Origin of the sequence: Stenotrophomonas maltophilia (assembly GCF_001274595.1) — a bacterium.
In the GTDB taxonomy this organism is placed as follows: domain Bacteria; phylum Pseudomonadota; class Gammaproteobacteria; order Xanthomonadales; family Xanthomonadaceae; genus Stenotrophomonas; species Stenotrophomonas forensis.
Map to the genome: position 1 here is coordinate 2711342 of NZ_CP011010.1, position 17502 is coordinate 2728843.

The window sequence follows — 17502 nt, forward strand, 5'->3', positions numbered from 1 at the left end:
AACTCACCCGCGCAGGGTGGCGCCGCCGTCCACGTACAGGTCGCTCATCGCCACGTGGCCGGCCTGTTCGGACAGCAGGAACATCACTGCATGGGCGATGTCTTCAGGCGTGGCCAGCTTGCGCAGCGGAATGCCAGCCTTGTAGGTCTCCAGGCTGCCGGCGATCACCCGCTCCGCACCGCGCTCGTCCTGCCACATGCCGGTCTGCATCGGGGTCAGTGTTGAACCCGGGGCGACGATGTTGCAGCGGATGCCGAGCGGCGCCAATTCCAACCCAAGGCAACGGGTGAACATCGTGGCGGCAGCCTTGGATGCCGCATAGGCGGCCATGCCATGCCGCGGCACGCCCGCCGCATTCGAACTGACAGTGACAATCGCACCCTGCCGGCGTGGCGACATCACCCGCGCCAGTGTACGCCCGACATGGAACACGCCATCGGCGTTCACCGAGAATACCCGGCGCCAGTCGGCATCGGTGGTCCCGGCGACGTCGCCCACGTGCAGCACCCCGGCCACGCTTGCGGCCAGGCCGATCGGCCCGAGGCTGGCTTCCACCCGATCCACAAGTGCGTCCACCGCCACGCTGTCGGTCACATCGAGCGAAAACGCGTGCACGCCCGCGTCATCCACACGTGGCGCCTCGCGATCGGTGGCCACCACCGTGCAGCCAGCCGCTGCCAGCAACCGTACCAGCGCTTCACCGATGCCACCGGCCGCGCCGGTCACCAGGGCCACGCGGCCTTCAAAGCCGGTCAACTGCATGTTGCGATCTCCTGTTGCTCGTCCCAGTGGCGCAGCCGCGCCGACAGCCACGGTGCCAACTGTGCCACCGCGTCACGCCCAGTCAGTTCGGCGTGCAGGAACGGCAGCTCCAGCGCCTGCACCTTGCGTGCGTGCGCCCGCCACAGCGCCGCCCGCAGCTGCGGGCGTGCCTGGTGATCACGACCGGCGCGCACATGTACCAGGGTGCCGTCGAACGGCCGGTGGATGTGTTCGCGGATCAATCGATTGGTGCCGGTCACCGCACGCACCACGCCGTCCAGCACTACATCCGGCAGACTGCCCAGCGCACTGCCGCCTCGCCGCAGGAATGCAAGGATGCGTTCGCGGTTGTCCAGCTCCGGATGCGCCTCCGGGTCATGGCCGGCGATCGCCAGCAGTGCGCGCAGCGCGGCAATCGGGTCAGGCTCCGGTTCGGTGCGCCAGCACTCGCTGGGGTAGGCATCCAGCAGTACCAGCTCACCCACCTCACGGCCGATCTCATGCAGGCGCACCGCCATCGCCTGGGCGAGGATGCCGCCCACCGACCAGCCCAGCAGGTGCACCGGACCCTGCGGCTGCAACGTTACGATGCGGCGCACGTAGTCGTTGGCCATCGCTTCGATGCTGGACGGCATCGGTTCGCGTGCATCCAGCGCGGGCGACTGCAGGCCGTACACCGCACGCGCCGGCTGCAGCGCCCTGGCCAGGGCCCGATAGTTCCATGCAATGCCACCGGCCGGGTGCAACGCGAACAGCGGTGCAGGCCCGGTCGCATCGGTGGCGGCCAGCGCGATGACCGGTCCCAATGCATGGTCGGCCAGTGCCGGCGGCTCGGCGATGCGCGTCGCCAGGGCAGCCACGGTCGGCTGTGCGAACAGGGCACCCAGGCCGAGATCGCAGCGCCAGCGCTGTTCAATAGCCAGCAGCAGATGCACCGCCGACAGCGAGTCACCGCCGAGGCTGAAGAAGTCGGCATCCACCGCTACTGGTGCCTCGCGGCCCAGCGCCTGAGCGAACAGCTCGGCCAGCTCCTGCTCCAGCGGCGTGCGCGGCGCCAAACCGCCCACGTCCTGCTGCGGTGGCTTCGGCAACGCATTGCGGTCCAGCTTGCCGTTGGCGGTCACCGGCCAGTGATCGACGCCAACAAATGCCGACGGCACCATGTAATCCGGCACGCGCGTGGCCAGATGGCTGCGCAGTGCGCTGGCATCGGCCAGCGCGGATGGCACGTAGGCCACCAGCCGAGCATCGCCGGGCGCGTCCTGGCGCAGCAGAACTTCCACGCGCTCCAAGCCCGCCAGCTCGCGCAGCGCGGCCTCGATCTCGCCCAGCTCGATGCGCAGACCGCGCAACTTCACCTGGTGGTCGCTGCGGCCGAGGTACTCGACCGCACCATCGTCGCGCCAGCGCGCCACATCGCCGGTGCGATAGATGCGTTCGCCATGTAGGAATGGATCGGCAAGGAAGCGCTCGGTGGTCAGGTCATCGCGGCCGAGGTAGCCACGTGCCAGCTGCACGCCACCGAGGTAGAGATCACCGGGCACGCCAACCGGCAGCGGCTGCATCCGCGCATCCAGCACGTACAGGCGGGTATTCCAGACCGGGAAACCGATCGGCACCGGCCGTGAACGGTCCTGCGCCGACGCAGGCCAGTAGCTCACGTCCACGGCCGCTTCGGTCGGGCCATACAGGTTGTGCAGTTCGGCGCGCACGCGCGCATGGAAGCGGTCGCGCAGTGCGGCGTCCAGCGCCTCGCCGCTGGTGAACACGCGACGCAGCTGCAGGCCTTCGGAGGCCGGTGCGGCCAGGAAGGCATCGAGCATCGACGGTACGAAGTGCGCCGTGGTGATGTCATGCGCGCGGATCAGCCGTGCCAGCTCGGTCGGATCACGATGCGCGTCCGGCCCGGCAATCACCAGCGTGGCCCCACACAGCAGCGGCAGGAAGAATTCCCAGACCGAAACATCGAAGGTCGCCGGCGTCTTCTGCAGCACGCGGTCGTCTGCACGGATGCCGTAGTGCTCGCGCATCCACAGCAGGCGGTTGACGATGGCGCGGTGCTCGATGACCACGCCCTTGGGTTCGCCGGTCGAACCGGAGGTGTAGATCACGTAGGCCGCATCGTCCGGTGCCGGATCGGCCCACGGCGCGGCGAAGCTCAGTGCGGTCCATTGTTCCGGTGCGAGCACCGGCACCCTGGACATCCGCGCCGACACATCCGCCGCCGCCAGCACGCACGCCGGCTGCGCCGAGGCCAGGATGCGCGCCAGGCGTTCGTCAGGATGGGCCAGGTCCAGCGGCAGGTACGCGGCTCCCGCACGCAACACGGCCACCAGCGCAATCACCAGTTCCAGCGAGCGTGGCAACGCCACCACCACCACGCTGCCCGGGCCGACGCCCATCGCGCGCAGCTGGGCGGCCAGCGCAAAGCTGCGCGCCTCCAGCGTGGCGTGGTCCAGCTCGAAATCGCCGAACACCAATGCGGTCGCCTGCGGATCGCGGTCCATGCCCTGCTGCAGCAGCTCAACCAGCGTGGTCTGCGGCAGCCCATGTGCAGTGGCATTGAAGCCGTGCACCACCTGCTGGGCTTCGTCGGCCGTGGCCAGCGGCACCGTCGCAATGTCGTCAGCGTCCAGCGCCGCCGACACGAACTGCAGCAGGCGCGCGGCATGCGACTGCACGTCCTCGCGGCGGTACAGCGCGGGATTGGCTTCAATCTCCAGATCCAGAACACGCTGGCCATCGCCACGGAAGCCCAGCGTCAGATCGTCGACCGGCCCGGTGCACAGCACCTCCAGCGTCGCCTGCACACCGGGCAACACCAGCGGCGCGTAGAACGGCTGCACATTCACCAACGGCCCATGCAGCCGTTGCTGCGCGCCCACCAGGCCCAGGTCACGGCGCAACTGCTCGCCACGATAGCGGCCGTGCTTTCGGCCCTGGCTGAGTTGCCGGCCCAGTGCCCGGCTAAACGCCTCGACACTGCCCTCGCCCGCCGCGACACGCAGCGGCAGCACGTTCATCACCATCGCCGGCACGCGCGCCGATGCGTTGCCGAGCCGCCCCATGAACGGCACGCCCACCACCACTTCGTCGGCCGCGCTCATCCGCCGCAGGTACTCGGCCGACAGCGCGGCCAGCACATCCGGCCAGGGTTGCAGCCAGCGCGCCGAAGCCTGCAGCAGCTGCTCGCGGAACGCGGCATCGAGCGGCTGCACCCAGCGCAGCGCATCATCGCCGGCCGGCTCGGTACCCGCCAGGCCCACGCCCGCAGGCGCCCCCTGCAGCTGCTCGCGCCACCACTGGCCGGCCAGCCCGCGACGTGCGTCCGCGCGATAGGCCGCGTCGTCGGCCAGCACCCCAACCAATCCCGGCAGGGGCTCACCTGCGCGGCCGCAATACAGCGCGCAGACACGGTCGCTGAACAGCGCCATCCCATAACCATCGGCGGCCAGGTGATGCACACGCAGGTACCACGCCCAGCGCTGTCCGCCCAGGTCGAACAACACCTGCTGGCTGATCCGGTCGCGGGTCGGATCGACCGCGCTGAGCCGGTCGGCCTGCATCAGCGCACGCGCCTCCGACACCGGGTCGGTCTCGCCGGACAGATCACGCACCGACAGCAGCGGCACATGCGCCGGGTCATGCCACTGCAATGGCTGCCCGTCGGTGCCTTCGGCAAAGCGCAGCGCGAAGGCCTCGGATTCAACCGCCGCCTGGTTGGCCGCCGCCACGAATGCGGGCACATCCAGCTGGCCGTCGATCCACACCGCATGGGCGGTATTGAACGACGGATTGTCCGGTGCCAGCCGCTGTGCGAACCACAGCCCGGCCTGCGCCTCGGTCAAAGCCAGCGGTGTGGCCAACGCAGCGGCGTTCATGCGCGCTGCGCAGCCTGCAGCGTCTGCACCACGCCCCACCACTGGCGCAGCGTGGTGTGCTCGGCCAGCTGCGAGAACTCCAGCGGCAACCCGGTGTTGCCCCAGGCCAGCACCAGTCCGAGCATGCGCATCGAATCCAGGTCCAGGTCGATCAGGTTGTCGTCGTCACCGATCTCGGCCGGTGCACAGTCCAGCACCCGCGCCACATCGGCACGCATGCGCTCCAGGTCCAGCACCTCACCCGTAGCGATCATTACAGTGCCTCCAGCAGCTGGTCGGTCGTCATCGGCACACCGCTGGTGCGCGCGATCCAGTGCAGCGCCTGATCGTGGTCGGCGCGCGAGAAATCCGCCACGGCATCGGCGGCGATGAAGGCTTCGATGTCGCGCTGGAACGCTTCCACCACCGTCGCCGTGCAACCGATATGCGCATACACACCGGTCACCAGCAGCTGGTCGCGTCCGCGCACCCGCATCAGCGTTTCCAGGTTGCTGCGCTGGAAAGCGCTGTAGCGATGCTTCACCAGCACATGCTCGCCCGGCTGCGGTGCGACGGCTTCGATGATCGGCTCATGGTCGGCACTGCGGCGCATGCCCGGCCCCCACAGGTCGGCCTGCAGGCCGCGATCACGACGGTCCTGGTCACCGTGCTGGGCGGTGTAGAACACCGGAATGCCGTGGGCACGGCAATGCGCCAGCAGCCGCGCGATGTTGTCCACGGCCGGTCGCAGCGGCGCGTTGCCGGCATCGAACGCGGCGAGGAAGTAGCGCTGCATGTCGTGCACCAGCAGTGCGATGCGATCGCGCTGCGGGCGCCACGGGCCGCGCGCCTGCGGCAGTTCGGCAGCGGTCGGCAAGGGATAGTGGGTAATGCGGGGCAGCGCCATCAGCGCGTTCCTCCTGTCTGTTGCAAATGACGCGCACGCAGCTGCGCACGCAGTTCGCGGCGGCTGATCTTGCCGACCGCGGTGGTATCGAAACTGTCGACGAACACAATCTGGTCCGGCACCTTGAACGCGGCCAGGCCGCGCGTACGCATCCAGGCTTTCAGTGCCGGCGCCTTGATCGGCTCACCCTGCTGGATCACGAACGCGCAGCTGCGCTCACCGAGATAGTCGTCGGGAATGGAGACCACGGCGGCGTCGAACACGCCCGGGTGAGCCAGCAGATGATCTTCGATCTCTTCGGCGGAGATTTTCTCACCGGCCCGGTTGATGTGGTCACCCGCGCGCCCCTGCACCACCAGGTAGCCGCCCGGAAGCTGCTGCACGCGGTCACCGGTGCGGTAGAAGCCGTCGTCGGTGAACGAGCGTGCATTGGCCACCGCATCGTTGTGGTAGCCGCGAATGGTGTACGGGCCGCGGGTCAGCAGGTGCCCGACCTCGCCCTCGGCCACCGGCTGGTCGTGGTCGTCGACCACGCGCACTTCATCGTCCGCACTGATCGGCCGCCCCTGGCAGGCGACGATCAGGTCTTCCGGATCATCCAACCGGGTGTAATTGACCAGGCCTTCGGCCATGCCGAACACCTGCTGCAATGTGCAGCCCAGGCCGTCGATCACCCGCCGCGCGGCCTCGGGCACCAGCTTGGCGCCTCCTACCTGCAGCACCTGCAGGCTGGACAGGTCATGCGCGGTGGTCGCCGCCGCCTGCGCCCACAGCAACGCCAGTGGCGGCACCAGGCCACAGCAGGTCACGTGTTCGCGGGCGATCAGCGGGAACGCCGCGTCCGGGCCGGGGCCGGGGCTGAGCACCACGCGGGCACCGGCGTACAGCGCGCCGAAGAACCCCGGCGAGCTCATCGGGAAGTTGTGTGCGGCCGGCAGCGCGACCAGGTACACGCTGTCGCGGTCGATGCCGCAGATCGCGTTGCTGGCACGGAACGAATAGATGTAGTCGTCGTGCGTACGCGGAATCAGCTTGGACAGGCCGGTGCTGCCACCGGAGATCTGCAGGAACGCCACCGACTGCGGGTCCGGGTCGGCCGGCAGCTGGGCGCGGTCGCCCTGCAGCCCGTCCAACGCGATGAATTCCTGCGCATCGCCGTCGATCACCACCGTGCGTATCGCCGGCACGTCGGCCTGCAATGCCCGCGCCAGCCCGCGATGATCGAAGCCGTCGTGCAGATCGGTGGTGATGTAGGCACTGGCTTCGGCCTTGTTGGCGAAGTGCACCAGCTCGGTGATGCGATGCGCGGGCAACGCATACACCGGCACCAGGCCAGCGCGGAACAGGCCACAGACCGTGGTGATGAAACCGGCGGTATTGCCCAGCTGCACCAGCACCCGCTCGCCCGGCTGCAGGCCCCGTGCCAGCAGCCCGGCACCGATACGGCCGGCTTCGTGCCACAGCTGCGCATAGCTCAGGCGCACGTCGCCAGCGACCACGGCAATGTCATCGGCATAGCATTCGGCGCGCTCGCGCAGGAAGGCCGGGAAGGTTTCGCCACGCCAGTGACCGGCCTCGCGGTAGCGCGCCACCAGATCGTCCGGCCATACCTGGCGCAGTGGAATGCGGAAAGAAGTGTCGGAAATGTTCATGCCGCAGGCTCGATCGCGGGCGCGGCGTCGTGGACGCCCAGCGCATTCAACAGGGCAGCAAACTTCGCTGCGGTCTCGGCCACTTCGGCCTCGGGCTGCGACTCGGCGACGATGCCGGCACCTGCGTACAGGCGCAGCTGCGTGCCCTGCAGTCGCGCGCAGCGGATCGCCACGTACCAGTCGCCGTCGCCCTGTGCGTCCAGCCAGCCGACCGCGCCCGCATAGAAACCGCGCGGCACCGGCTCTAGCTCGCGGATGCGCTGCAGCGCCGCCAGGCGCGGCGTGCCACAGACTGCCGGTGTCGGATGCAATTGCGCGAGCAGCTCGGCTGCAGGGGTCTGCGGGTCCTTCAGGGTGGCATGGATGCGCGTGCCAAGGTGCCACATGCTGGCAGTGGCATGCAGCGCCGGGCGCGGCTGCGCATCGATGTGGCTGCAGTACGGCGCCAGGCCGTCGACGATCGCGTCCACCACATGACGGTGTTCGTCATGATCCTTGGTCGAGGCCAGCAATGCCTGCGCGGCGCGCTCGTCTTCGGCAGGATCGGCACTGCGGCGTGCAGATCCGGCCAATGGATGCGACAACAGCTGCGCGCCACGCTTGCGCAGCAGCAACTCGGGCGTTGCGCCGACCAGCCAGGCGGGCGCCTGCCCCAGTTCGACCGGAAGCGGAACCGCGTAGGTGGCCACCGAAGGATCGGCGCCCAGGCGCGCCAGCAGCACCTCCGGTGACAGCGCGTTGCGGGTACGCGCCAACAGGCTGCGCGCCAGCACCACCTTGTGCAGGTCCTGTTCGGGTGCGCGCAGCGCCTGCACTGCCGCGGCAACGGCGGCTGCATAGTCCTGCGCTGCGGGCTCGGCCTGCAATGGGCCCTGCAGCGCGGGGGCCGCCTGTGGCTGCAGCGGCAACGCCGGCAGCAGGCGCTCGGGCTGGTACAGCGCATCGTCGGCACGCGGCTCGAACGGCACCGCCCCGACCAGCAGCCCCGGCCCGCCGCGCTGCTGCGCGAAGAATTCGGCAACACGCCCGGCCAAGCTGGCCAGCGCGCCATTCGGCAGCGTCGCCCGGCACCCACGTGCGTGCACGTGCTGGCCAGCATGCTGCAGCAGGAACAGCGACGCGTCGTCGCTGTTCTCCAACAGCGCCGGTGCAGCCTCGGGCCACGCGCCCTGCATCAGGGAATCGTTCATGGGGTCTCCTTCATCCGGTGCGCCGCGGCCAGCGCGCACAGCAACAGCAGCAGCGCGCCGACCAGCAGGTAAGGCAGGCTCGGCCCGCCGCGATACAACAGCGTGCCGAGCATCGGCCCGGCCACCATGCCCAGGCCCTGCGCTGCCGCCACAGTGCCAGCGGCGGCACCCTGCTCGTGCGCCTCCACGGCATCGGCGGCCAGCGCCTGGAACGAGGGGAACACGAAGCCCATGCCGAAAGCGGCCAGCGCGTAGGCCGCCGGCAACTGCCAGGCGTGCTGTACGCCCGCCACGGAGGCGAAACCAATACCGGAGATCAGTGCACCGAGGATGATCCAGCGCCGCGGGTGCACGTCCAGCTTCATCACCAACGCCTGCGCCAGGATCAGACCGACGCCGACCGCGGTGAGCGCGATGCCGGCCATGCGCGCGCCGGCTGCAGCATCCAGACCCAATCGATCAATCGCGAAGAAGCCGACCGTGACCTGCGCAATGGTGACCGACACCATCGCGATGAACGCCGCCAACTGCGGCAGGCGCAGGCGCGGGTCGAGCCTGCGCATCGGCGCGCGGCGCTGCGCGCCGCCTCCCGCCACCGGCGGCGTGGCCGGCAGCCGCCAGGCCAGCAATGCCAGCGCCAGCAGCGGCAGCACGGCGGCCACATACAGCGCCAGCGACAGATTCGTGTAGGCCAGCCAACCCGCGGCCGCCGGACCCAGCACCATGCCCAATGCGTTGGCGCTGCCCAGCCGGGCGAGGAAGCTGGCGCGCTGTCCGGCCGGGGCCTTGTCAGCGATCAGCGCGGCGGCCGTGGGCGGGACGGCCGCATAGAACAGCCCGATCAGGCCGCGTGCACCCACCAGCACCAGCACCGACACCAGTACCGGCGGCACCGCCTGCAGAGCAACATCGATGAACACCGCCAGCGCGATGTAGACCACGGTGTAGGCACTCATCGCCAGCATCAGCACGCGCTTGCGGCCAATGCGGTCGCTGAGCTGCCCCCACGGGCGCGCAGCCAGCATCCACAACACGCCCGCCGCCGTGACTGACAGTCCAGCGTGCCACTCGGACAGGCCGAGCATGCGGACCACCGGACCGATCACGGCAACGAAGGACATCATCGCCATGGTGCCGATCAGGGCTGCCAGGACCAGCGCCGGCAAGCCGGGAACGACGGGACGTGCGTGCATGGAACACCAGCCGTAACAGGGAAGGATCGCCGGGTACGCCTGTGCGCCCCGCCCGGCGTCCGTCCCGTTCAGGGGCGGACACCGCCCTCAAATGATAACGGCTCGTATTTGCATTTGATACCCATTCTCTTGAATGGGCGTGTAACAGTGGCTTCAGCGCGTTGCGCGCAGGCCCAGCAGGCCACGCCGCTTGAACCACCATTCCAGAGGCAGCGTGACCAGCGGCGGGAGGGCCGCCAGCAGCGCCAGCGCACTGGCCCACCACGGCCAGCGCAGGCGCACGGCCGCGAGCAGGGTGACCGCCACGTAGACCAGGAACGCCACGCCATGCAGCGGGCCGAACAGTTTCACCAGTGCCACGTTGGCCATCGGGCCGTACTTCATCCACATGCCGATGAGCAGGCCGGCCCAGGTCACGGCCTCGATGAAGGCGACCACTGCGAACAGGCGTCCGGTCGGGTGCATGGGGGAATGTTGGGTCACGCTGGGCTCCGGCATCGGGAAATCAAATGCGAATGATACGCAGATGCACGCAAGCCTGGCACCACTGGATAGCGCCGGGCCATGCCTGACGGGCGTGGCGGCAAAAGCGTGTCCACCCAGGTGGACACCTACCGAAGCATGTGCGGAAGGATCTGCTCTCCGATCTCGCGCAGCACGCTGTCCATAGGCCGCCCGTTGTCGACCAGGTTGAACATCACATGCGCCACGCCCTGCGCATGCACGCGCAGCAGATAGTCGCGCAGACCGTCGCGGCCGACCTTCAGGCCCAGCGGCAGCGGCTCGGGCGGTGCCTGCGGGTCTGCCTGCAGGTCCAGCAGCATCGACTGCACGAACGGTTTGCCTGCCCCGCCGAGTTGCACGAGCGCCTGCTGCCACAAGCCGATGCGCCCTTCCTGCGCAACCTCCTCGCGGTGATAGGTGGCCCAACCCTCGGCCTCGCGCGCGATCCACTGCAGGCTCTGCCGCGCCGTGCCCACCACCAGCATCGGAATGCGCGTGGCCGGCGCCGGCAGCACATCGAAGCCGCCGGTCGCCCGCAGCACCGCGGTCCGCTCATCGGCATCAGGTGACAGCGCCGCGCGCAGCAGCGACCAGCGCTCACGAAAGGCCGCCGCCCTGCCCTCCAGCTCCTCGCCGAACGCGGCGAACTCTTCCGGTCGATCGCCCGATCCCAGCCCCAGCACGAAGCGTCCACCGCTGATCCGGTCCAGGCTCAGTGCCGACTTCGCCACCTGCAGCGGTTGCCGCAGCGGCAGCACGATGGCCGCACTGCCGACCGCGATGCGCTCGGTCGCGGCAGCCAGCATGCCCAGCCACAGGAACGGGTCGTCCAATGCGCTGGCCGTGGCATCCGGCCCCTGCGGCACCATCAGCGGCACATCGCGCGTCCACAGTGCGGCGAAGCCCAGATCGTCGGCCAGCCGCGCGATGCGCCGCGCCTCGCGTGGATCGGCCAGCCCATGCGCCGCAACGGGCGTCATCAGGCCCAGGCTCATCCCTTGCTGCGGAAACAACGAAGCGTAGGCGGGATTGAATTCACTCATGCCGCCAGCTTAGCGTGCAGGTACCCGGCGACGCTGACGCGCCACACACCACTGGAAGAACGCTGCATGCCGAAGATCCGTCCCGCCCATGCCGACGACCTGCCTGCAATCAGCACGGTGTGCCTGGCCGCGTTCAACGAGGCCGTGGCGCCGTCGCTCAGCGCAACCGGCATCGCCACCTTCGGTAGCGTTGCGGCCACCGATGCGTTCGGCGCACGCCTGCGGGGCGACAACCTCATCCTGGTGGCCGAGCAGGACGCACGCGTGATCGGCGTGGTCGAACTGAAGGAGGGACGGCACCTGGCGATGCTGTTCGTCGATCCCGCCTGCCAGGGCCAGGGCATCGGTCATGCCTTGTTCGAAGCGGTGCTTCCGCAGGTGCGCGGGCCGATGCTGACCGTCCGCGCCTCGCTCAATGCAGTGCCGACCTACCTGCGCTATGGCTTCGTGCTGGACGGTGACATCGGCGAGTTCAATGGGTTGGTGTATCAGCAGATGGTGCGGGCAGCGGCCTGAAGGCATCCGCCCGGCATTGACCGGCAATGCCCGACGGGCGTCATGCCCTGCAGCACGCCCGACATAAGCAAACTGAATCAGCACGTTCCCCGGTCGTTCCTACAATGGCCTGTCACCCTGCCCTTCGAGATGCTGCCGATGCGCGTCGCGCTTTCCGTGTTGCTGCTGGCCTCGGCGCTGAGCGCCTGCACGCCAGCCCCGGTGTCCACCGCCAACTCCGCCGAAGCCCCAGCACCAGCCACGGCCATCGCCTGGCGCCAGAGCGACGTCGACGATGCGTTCGCCGAGGCCGCCGACAGCGGCAAGCCGGTGCTGCTGTACTGGGGTGCGGTCTGGTGCCCGCCCTGCAACCAGCTCAAGGCCGGCCTGTTCAAGGACCCGGCCTTCATCGCGCTGACCGGCAAGTTCGTGCCGGTCTACCTGGATGGCGACGAGGAAGGGGCGCAGGCGTGGGGCGAGCGCTTCGGCGTGCGCGGCTACCCGACCCTGATCGTGCTCGATCCGCAGCGCAACGAAATCACCCGCGTGGCCGGTGGCAACGACGCGGCCGAACTGACCCGCGCACTGACCGTGGCCGCCGGACGCCGCAGCGCAGTCGCTGCCACACTGGCCACCGCGCTGGCGACGCCGGACAGGCTGGCCGCCGAGGACTGGCAGGTGCTGGGCGACTACGGCTGGGAAGTGGATGCCAACCGCCTGGCCGGCGAACGCAGGAGCGAGGACGTGCTGCGGCAGCTATCCAAGGCGGCGCCGGAGGCTACCCTGCAGCGTCGTTTCGCGCTGCTGGCGCTGGCCACCGCGGAGAAACCGAGCGCCTCGCCCACCGAAGTCCGTGAGCTGCTGCAGGCGGTACTGGCCCAGCCGGCCGAGGTACGCCGCAACCGCGAGCTGCTGGGCTATGCCGGCGCCACGCTGGTCAAGCAGGCCAGTGCCGGCCCGGCCACCCGCAATACGCTGGGCCAGCAGTTGCTGGTGGCGCTGGAACGCGCCGACGCAGAGCGCGGCGACCGCGCCGACGACGCGCTGTCGCGGGCCCTGACAGAGGTGTCGCTGGCCCGCCAGCAGCAACCGAAGGGCGCGCTACCGGCGGCGCTGGTGGCGCGGGTCAAGCAACGCGTCGCCGCGGCCGATGCTGCCGCCACCGATGCCCATGCGCGCCAGGCCACGATCAGCAGCGCGGTCTATGCCCTGCGCGAGGTGGGTGACGACGCGGGAGCGGAAGCGCTGTTGCTGGCCGAACTGAAGCGCAGTGAGCAGCCGTACTACTACATGCCCGAGTTGGCCGAACTGGCCGAGCAGCGCGGCGACACCGCCGGTGCACTGGAATGGCTGAAGCGTGCCTACGACGGTGCGCAGGGCCCGGCCACCCGCGTGCAATGGGGCGTGCTGTACGTGGAAGGGTTGCTGAAGCTGGCGCCGGACGATGCACCGCGCATCGAGCAGGCCACCAGCTCGCTGATCGCCGAACTGGACGCACAGCCGTCGGGTTATCACCAGCGCACGCGCCAGCGTTTCGAGCGCCTGGCCGGGCAGCTGAAGGCGTGGAGTGGCAAGCACCAGGGCGCAGAGACCCTGGCGCGGTTGCAGCAACGGATGCAGCAGGCGTGTGGCGAGCAGGTCGACAGCGCTTGCAGGGACTGGCTGAGCTGAGTTGATGAAAGCGCTGGCGGCCGGTTCGCCTTCCGGCGCTTTTGTTGATATCGGTTGTGGCGGGAGAAGGGCCCGCCGGGACACGCCGTAAACCCATCCTCGGGGGCTCGATGGCGCCATCCATGGCGCCATCGGTCCCGGCCAGCCCCTCCCCCCGCCACCGGGCGGTTTCCTGCGAGCGCGGGCAGCGCATCAGCGCGCCGGTGAGGGTTCGAAAAGCGGGTCCTGGTAGTGCCGGCCGCTGGCCGGCAACCCGACCTTCGTTGATTGCCGGCCAGCGGCCGGCACTACCACGCCTCTACGCCGCGCTTGACCTCAACCAATGTTGAGGTGCGATAACGATCTCCCCACGGCCAGCCCGCTGGCCTTCCCCACGGAGATTGCTTCGATGTCGTACTCGCTTCCCCCGCTCCCCTACGCCTATGATGCCCTCGAGCCGCACTTCGATGCGCGCACGATGGAGATCCACCACGGCAAGCACCACCAGACCTACGTCAACAACCTCAATGCCGCCCTCGAGCAGGCCGGCATCGCCGCGCAACCGGTCGAGGCGCTCATCGCCAACCTTGATGCGGTGCCCGAAGCGCAGCGCGGCGCGGTGCGCAACAATGGCGGTGGCCACGCCAACCACAGCCTGTTCTGGACCGTACTCAGCGCCAGTGGCGGCACCCCTGATGACGAACTCGGCGCGGCCATCGATCGCGATCTCGGCGGCTTCGATGCGTTCAAGGATGCCTTCAGCAAGGCCGCGCAGACCCGCTTCGGCAGCGGCTGGGCGTGGCTGACCACTGATCGCGACGGTCACCTGCAGGTTGAAAGCAGCGCCAACCAGGACAGCCCGCTGATGGGCGCAGCGGTCGGCCTGTCCGGCAACACGCCGATCCTGGCACTGGATGTCTGGGAGCACGCCTACTACCTGCATTACCAGAACCGTCGCCCGGACTACATCGGTGCGTTCTTCAACATCATCAACTGGGCCGAGGTCGGCCGGCGCTACCGCCAGGCCCGGGCCTCATGAGCGGCGAGACACTGCCGTACGCCGGGCCGTGGGCGGGGGTGTTCCCCGCCCCGGCTCCGGTGCCGTCGGTCGGGATGCCGCCGCGTGCATTGCGGCGGCTGCTCGGCCATTTCCCCACGGGCGTGGCGATCGTCTGCGCGCGCGACGCGCAGGGCAAACCGGTCGGCCTGACGATCAACTCGTTCGTGCCGGTATCGCTGCAGCCACCGCTGGTGCTGTGGAACCTGGCGCTGCATGCGCAAAGCCTGTCCACCTTCCAGCGCGCCACCCGCTTTGCGATCAGCGTGCTGGCAGCCGACCAGGACGCGTTGGCACGGCGCTTCGCCGATCCACAGGTGCGCGACCGTTTCGACGGTCTGCCGCTGCTGGAGGATGACGAAGACGCCCCGCCGCGCATTGCCGGTGCGGTGGCCCACCTCACCTGTACCCGCCACGCGCAATGGCCGGTGGGTGATCACCTGCTGCTGGCTGGCCGCATCATCGATGTCCACGAGAACGGGGGCGCGCCCCTGCTGTTCCATCGCGGTCGTTTCCAGCCGGGACCGCAGGAACTGCTGCAGGAGGTGCGCTGATGAACATCGAGGCCCTGGAATGCATGCTGGCCAGCGGCAAGGACGGCGCGCTGCTGCGCTTCGGCCTGGGCAAGGGCTGGCTGGATGCCGGCAACCCGGTACGCGCGGCGACCCATCTGGGCCGCTGCGTGGTGCTCGATCCGCAGTACTCGGCGGCCTGGAAGCTGCTGGGCAAGGCGTGGCTGGCCAGTGGCCAGCCGCAGGCGGCGCGCGAGGCGTGGCAGCGCGGGCTGAGCGTGGCCGGCAGCAAGGGCGACCAGCAGGCGCGCAAGGAAATGCAGGTGTTCCTGCGTCGCCTGGACCGCGAACAGGCGGCCCTGGCGAAGGCGGGCTGAGTGGATCAGCCCGCGTTGGCCGATGCCGGTGCGGACATGATGTCCGCCATCGGCAGGCGGCGCGGCTTGCTCGGGAACGCGTGGCGCAGGATGCGCCAGACCACCTGGCCGAACTGGCGCGGCAGCGAGCCGTTGTTGTAGTGCTGGCCGTAGCGGCGGCAGATGTCCTTCACTTCCTTGGCGATGGCCGCATAGCGGTTGGCCGGCAGGTCCGGGTAGAAGTGGTGCTCGATCTGGTGGCTGAGGTTGCCCGACAGCACGTTGATCAGGAAGCCGCCGCTGATGTTGGACGAACCACGCAGCTGGCGCAGGTACCAGTGGCCACGCGATTCATTGCGCAGGCATTCCTTCGGGAAGGTTTCCGATTCGGCGGTGAAGTGGCCGCAGAAGATGATCACGTAGGTCCAGATGTTGCGCAGGCCGTTGGCCACCATGTTGCCCAGCATCACGGTGAGGAAGAATGGGCCGGCCAGCAGCGGGAAGAACACGTAGTCCTTCAGCACCTGGCGGGCCATCTTGCGCGCCACCGGGCGGGTCTGCAGCCACATCGCACGGGCACTCATGCGGCCCTTCAGCCAGCGGCCCAGGCGCAGGTCCTGCGCGGCCACGCCCCACTGGAACAGCAGCGCGAAGATCGGCGCGATGATCGGCTGCAGCAGGTAGAACGGCTTCCAGCGCTGTTCCGGGAAGATGCGCAGCAGGCCATAGCCGATGTCATCGTCCATGCCACGCACGTTGGTGTAGGTGTGATGGCGGAAATTGTGGGTCTTGCGCCAGTTGTCGGCGGTGGCGACGATGTCCCACTCGTAGGTATTGCCATTGAGCTTGGGGTCGCCGGTCCAGTCGAACTGGCCGTGCATGACGTTGTGGCCGAGCTCCATGTTCTCCAGGATCTTCGACAGCGCCAGCAGCAGCGTGCCGGTGATCGCGGCCGGCCACAGCAGCGGCATCCAGAACAGCGGCGAGAACGCGGCCAGGAACAGCAGGCCACGGCCACCGACGCCGAACCAGCGCACGGCGGCGGCCACGCGGCGGATGTAACGGGTATCGGAGGCGCCGAGGCTGCCGATCACACGGTCGCGGATCGCGTCGAGTTCCTCGCCGAAGGCATGCATCTCGGCAGTACTCAGGGCACGGTCGGTAGCGCGGGTCATGGCAGGCGTCCTCAGAGATCCAGGGTCAGGTCGGTGGTCGGCGCGCTCACGCAGATCCGCACCGGCTGCGCCGATTCGGACTGCAGGTCGCCGGTGCGCAGGTGGCGGGTAGCGCCACTGACGCGATCACAGGTGCAGGTGTTGCAGATGCCCATGCGGCAGCCGTGCTTGGGCTTGATGCCATGGGCTTCGAGGCTTTCCAGCAGCGAGCGGCCGCGCGGCACGCTCAGCTGGCGGCCACTGCGTGCCAGCGTCAACGACACCTCGCCTTCGCTGCTGGCATCGAGCAACGGCACCGGCGGGGTGAAAGCCTCGGCCTGGAAGCCCGCCACCTGATGCGCCAGGCGTTCACGTGCGGCGGCGACGAACCCATCCGGGCCGCAGGCCAGCACATGGCGCTGTGCCAGCGGCGTGTCATCGCCGGGCACCTGCAGGTCATGGCTGCCGATGCGCGCGGCCGGGATGTCGCCTTCGCGGGTGGCCAGCAGATGCACGCGCAGATTCGGCTGCGCCGCCGCCAGCGCCTGCAGTTCATCACGGAACTGCAGATGGGCGGCAGTGCGCTCCCAGTAGAACAGGTCGACCGGTGCCGCCAATGGGCGCTGGCAGGCTTCGCGCAGAAGGCTTCGCATCGGCGTGATGCCGCTGCCGGCAGCCAGCAGCAGCACCGGCGCGGCGGCGGGCATGTGGAACTCGCCGAACGCGGCATCGACACGGAACAGCTCGCCCGGCCGTGCGTGGTTGACCAGATGCTGGCTGACCCGGCCGCCCTCGACCGCCTTGACGGTAATCGCCAGCTCGCGTCGCCCAAGCACCGTGGGGCTGTAGCTGCGCTGCCACACACGTCCTTCAATTTCCACGCTCAGGGTCACGTGCTGGCCGGCGCGCATGCCGGCCCAGTGCCGGTTGGTGCGCAGCACCAGGGTTGCCGCGCCCTCACCGGCCGGCTCACGCCGTACCAAGCGGGCCATCGGCTCACGCAGGGTCCACAGAGGATTCAGCTGACCTGCCCAGAAATCGAACAGCGTCGGCGACACCCAGCGGTGCGGAGAAAACAGGGAAGGACGGACGACAGCGCTCATGGGCGCACTATACGGGCGCACATACACCTGTGTATACATGTGTATATTGAACCGGATTGGGTAT

The 17502-nt window shown here is 69.0% G+C and carries 16 protein-coding genes; 5 read left to right on the plus strand and 11 right to left on the minus strand.

All coding sequences use genetic code 11. The annotated features are described in order from the left end of the window. Positions 1-3 precede the first annotated feature (3 nt). The 9 genes from VN11_RS12440 to VN11_RS12480 form a co-directional block, all read right to left on the minus strand. Complete coding sequence (locus VN11_RS12440; RefSeq protein WP_053449958.1) at positions 4-762, minus strand: 2,3-dihydro-2,3-dihydroxybenzoate dehydrogenase; 759 nt, start codon at positions 760-762, stop codon at positions 4-6. Beyond that, positions 753-4643, minus strand: a complete 3891-nt coding sequence (locus tag VN11_RS12445) for a non-ribosomal peptide synthetase (protein ID WP_053449959.1) — start codon at positions 4641-4643, stop codon at positions 753-755. The genes VN11_RS12440 and VN11_RS12445 overlap by 10 nt, the downstream gene beginning before the upstream one ends. Further along, the gene (locus VN11_RS12450) at positions 4640-4897 is read right to left on the minus strand and encodes a phosphopantetheine-binding protein (RefSeq protein WP_006449827.1); all 258 of its coding nucleotides are present in this window, start codon (positions 4895-4897) and stop codon (positions 4640-4642) included. The genes VN11_RS12445 and VN11_RS12450 overlap by 4 nt, the downstream gene beginning before the upstream one ends. Beyond that, a complete protein-coding gene (locus tag VN11_RS12455) occupies positions 4897-5529 on the minus strand; it encodes an isochorismatase family protein (RefSeq protein ID WP_006449828.1) in 633 nt (210 codons plus the stop codon). The genes VN11_RS12450 and VN11_RS12455 overlap by 1 nt, the downstream gene beginning before the upstream one ends. Beyond that, positions 5529-7181 carry a (2,3-dihydroxybenzoyl)adenylate synthase gene (locus VN11_RS12460; RefSeq protein WP_053449960.1) on the minus strand — a complete coding sequence of 551 codons (1653 nt, stop codon included), beginning with the start codon at positions 7179-7181 and terminating at the stop codon, positions 5529-5531. The genes VN11_RS12455 and VN11_RS12460 overlap by 1 nt, the downstream gene beginning before the upstream one ends. Continuing rightward, positions 7178-8371: an isochorismate synthase gene (locus tag VN11_RS12465; protein ID WP_053449961.1), complete on the minus strand. Its 1194-nt coding sequence runs from the start codon at positions 8369-8371 to the stop codon at positions 7178-7180. The genes VN11_RS12460 and VN11_RS12465 overlap by 4 nt, the downstream gene beginning before the upstream one ends. Further along, a complete protein-coding gene (locus VN11_RS12470; protein WP_053449962.1) occupies positions 8368-9564 on the minus strand; it encodes an MFS transporter in 1197 nt (398 codons plus the stop codon). Before VN11_RS12470 ends, VN11_RS12465 begins: the two co-directional genes overlap by 4 nt. Positions 9565-9717: 153 nt before the next feature. After that, complete coding sequence (locus tag VN11_RS12475; RefSeq protein ID WP_053449963.1) at positions 9718-10029, minus strand: DUF3817 domain-containing protein; 312 nt, start codon at positions 10027-10029, stop codon at positions 9718-9720. 146 nt (positions 10030-10175) lie between these two features. Then, positions 10176-11111, minus strand: a complete 936-nt coding sequence (locus VN11_RS12480; RefSeq protein ID WP_053449964.1) for a TIGR03571 family LLM class oxidoreductase — start codon at positions 11109-11111, stop codon at positions 10176-10178. Positions 11112-11177: 66 nt separating this feature from the next. Between VN11_RS12480 and VN11_RS12485 the strand changes: the two genes are divergently transcribed. The 5 genes from VN11_RS12485 (at position 11178) to VN11_RS12505 (ending at position 15202) form a co-directional block, all read left to right on the plus strand. Continuing rightward, positions 11178-11627 carry a GNAT family N-acetyltransferase gene (locus tag VN11_RS12485; RefSeq protein ID WP_053449965.1) on the plus strand — a complete coding sequence of 150 codons (450 nt, stop codon included), beginning with the start codon at positions 11178-11180 and terminating at the stop codon, positions 11625-11627. 129 nt (positions 11628-11756) lie between these two features. Then, complete coding sequence (locus tag VN11_RS12490) at positions 11757-13277, plus strand: thioredoxin family protein (protein ID WP_053449966.1); 1521 nt, start codon at positions 11757-11759, stop codon at positions 13275-13277. Between the two features lie 388 nt (positions 13278-13665). Beyond that, the gene (locus VN11_RS12495) at positions 13666-14295 is read left to right on the plus strand and encodes a superoxide dismutase (protein WP_053449967.1); all 630 of its coding nucleotides are present in this window, start codon (positions 13666-13668) and stop codon (positions 14293-14295) included. Next, positions 14292-14867 (plus strand): flavin reductase family protein, encoded by a 576-nt coding sequence (locus VN11_RS12500; protein WP_053449968.1) that lies wholly within the window; start codon positions 14292-14294, stop codon positions 14865-14867. The genes VN11_RS12495 and VN11_RS12500 overlap by 4 nt, the downstream gene beginning before the upstream one ends. Further along, complete coding sequence (locus VN11_RS12505; RefSeq protein ID WP_008267331.1) at positions 14867-15202, plus strand: tetratricopeptide repeat protein; 336 nt, start codon at positions 14867-14869, stop codon at positions 15200-15202. Before VN11_RS12500 ends, VN11_RS12505 begins: the two co-directional genes overlap by 1 nt. 5 nt (positions 15203-15207) lie before the next feature. Here VN11_RS12505 and VN11_RS12510 read toward each other — a convergent pair whose 3' ends face one another. Both VN11_RS12510 and VN11_RS12515 read right to left on the minus strand, forming a co-directional pair. Then, complete coding sequence (locus tag VN11_RS12510; RefSeq protein ID WP_008266479.1) at positions 15208-16356, minus strand: fatty acid desaturase family protein; 1149 nt, start codon at positions 16354-16356, stop codon at positions 15208-15210. An 11-nt stretch (positions 16357-16367) separates the two neighbouring features. Beyond that, positions 16368-17438 carry a ferredoxin reductase gene (locus VN11_RS12515; protein WP_053449969.1) on the minus strand — a complete coding sequence of 357 codons (1071 nt, stop codon included), beginning with the start codon at positions 17436-17438 and terminating at the stop codon, positions 16368-16370. Positions 17439-17502: the final 64 nt, after the last annotated feature.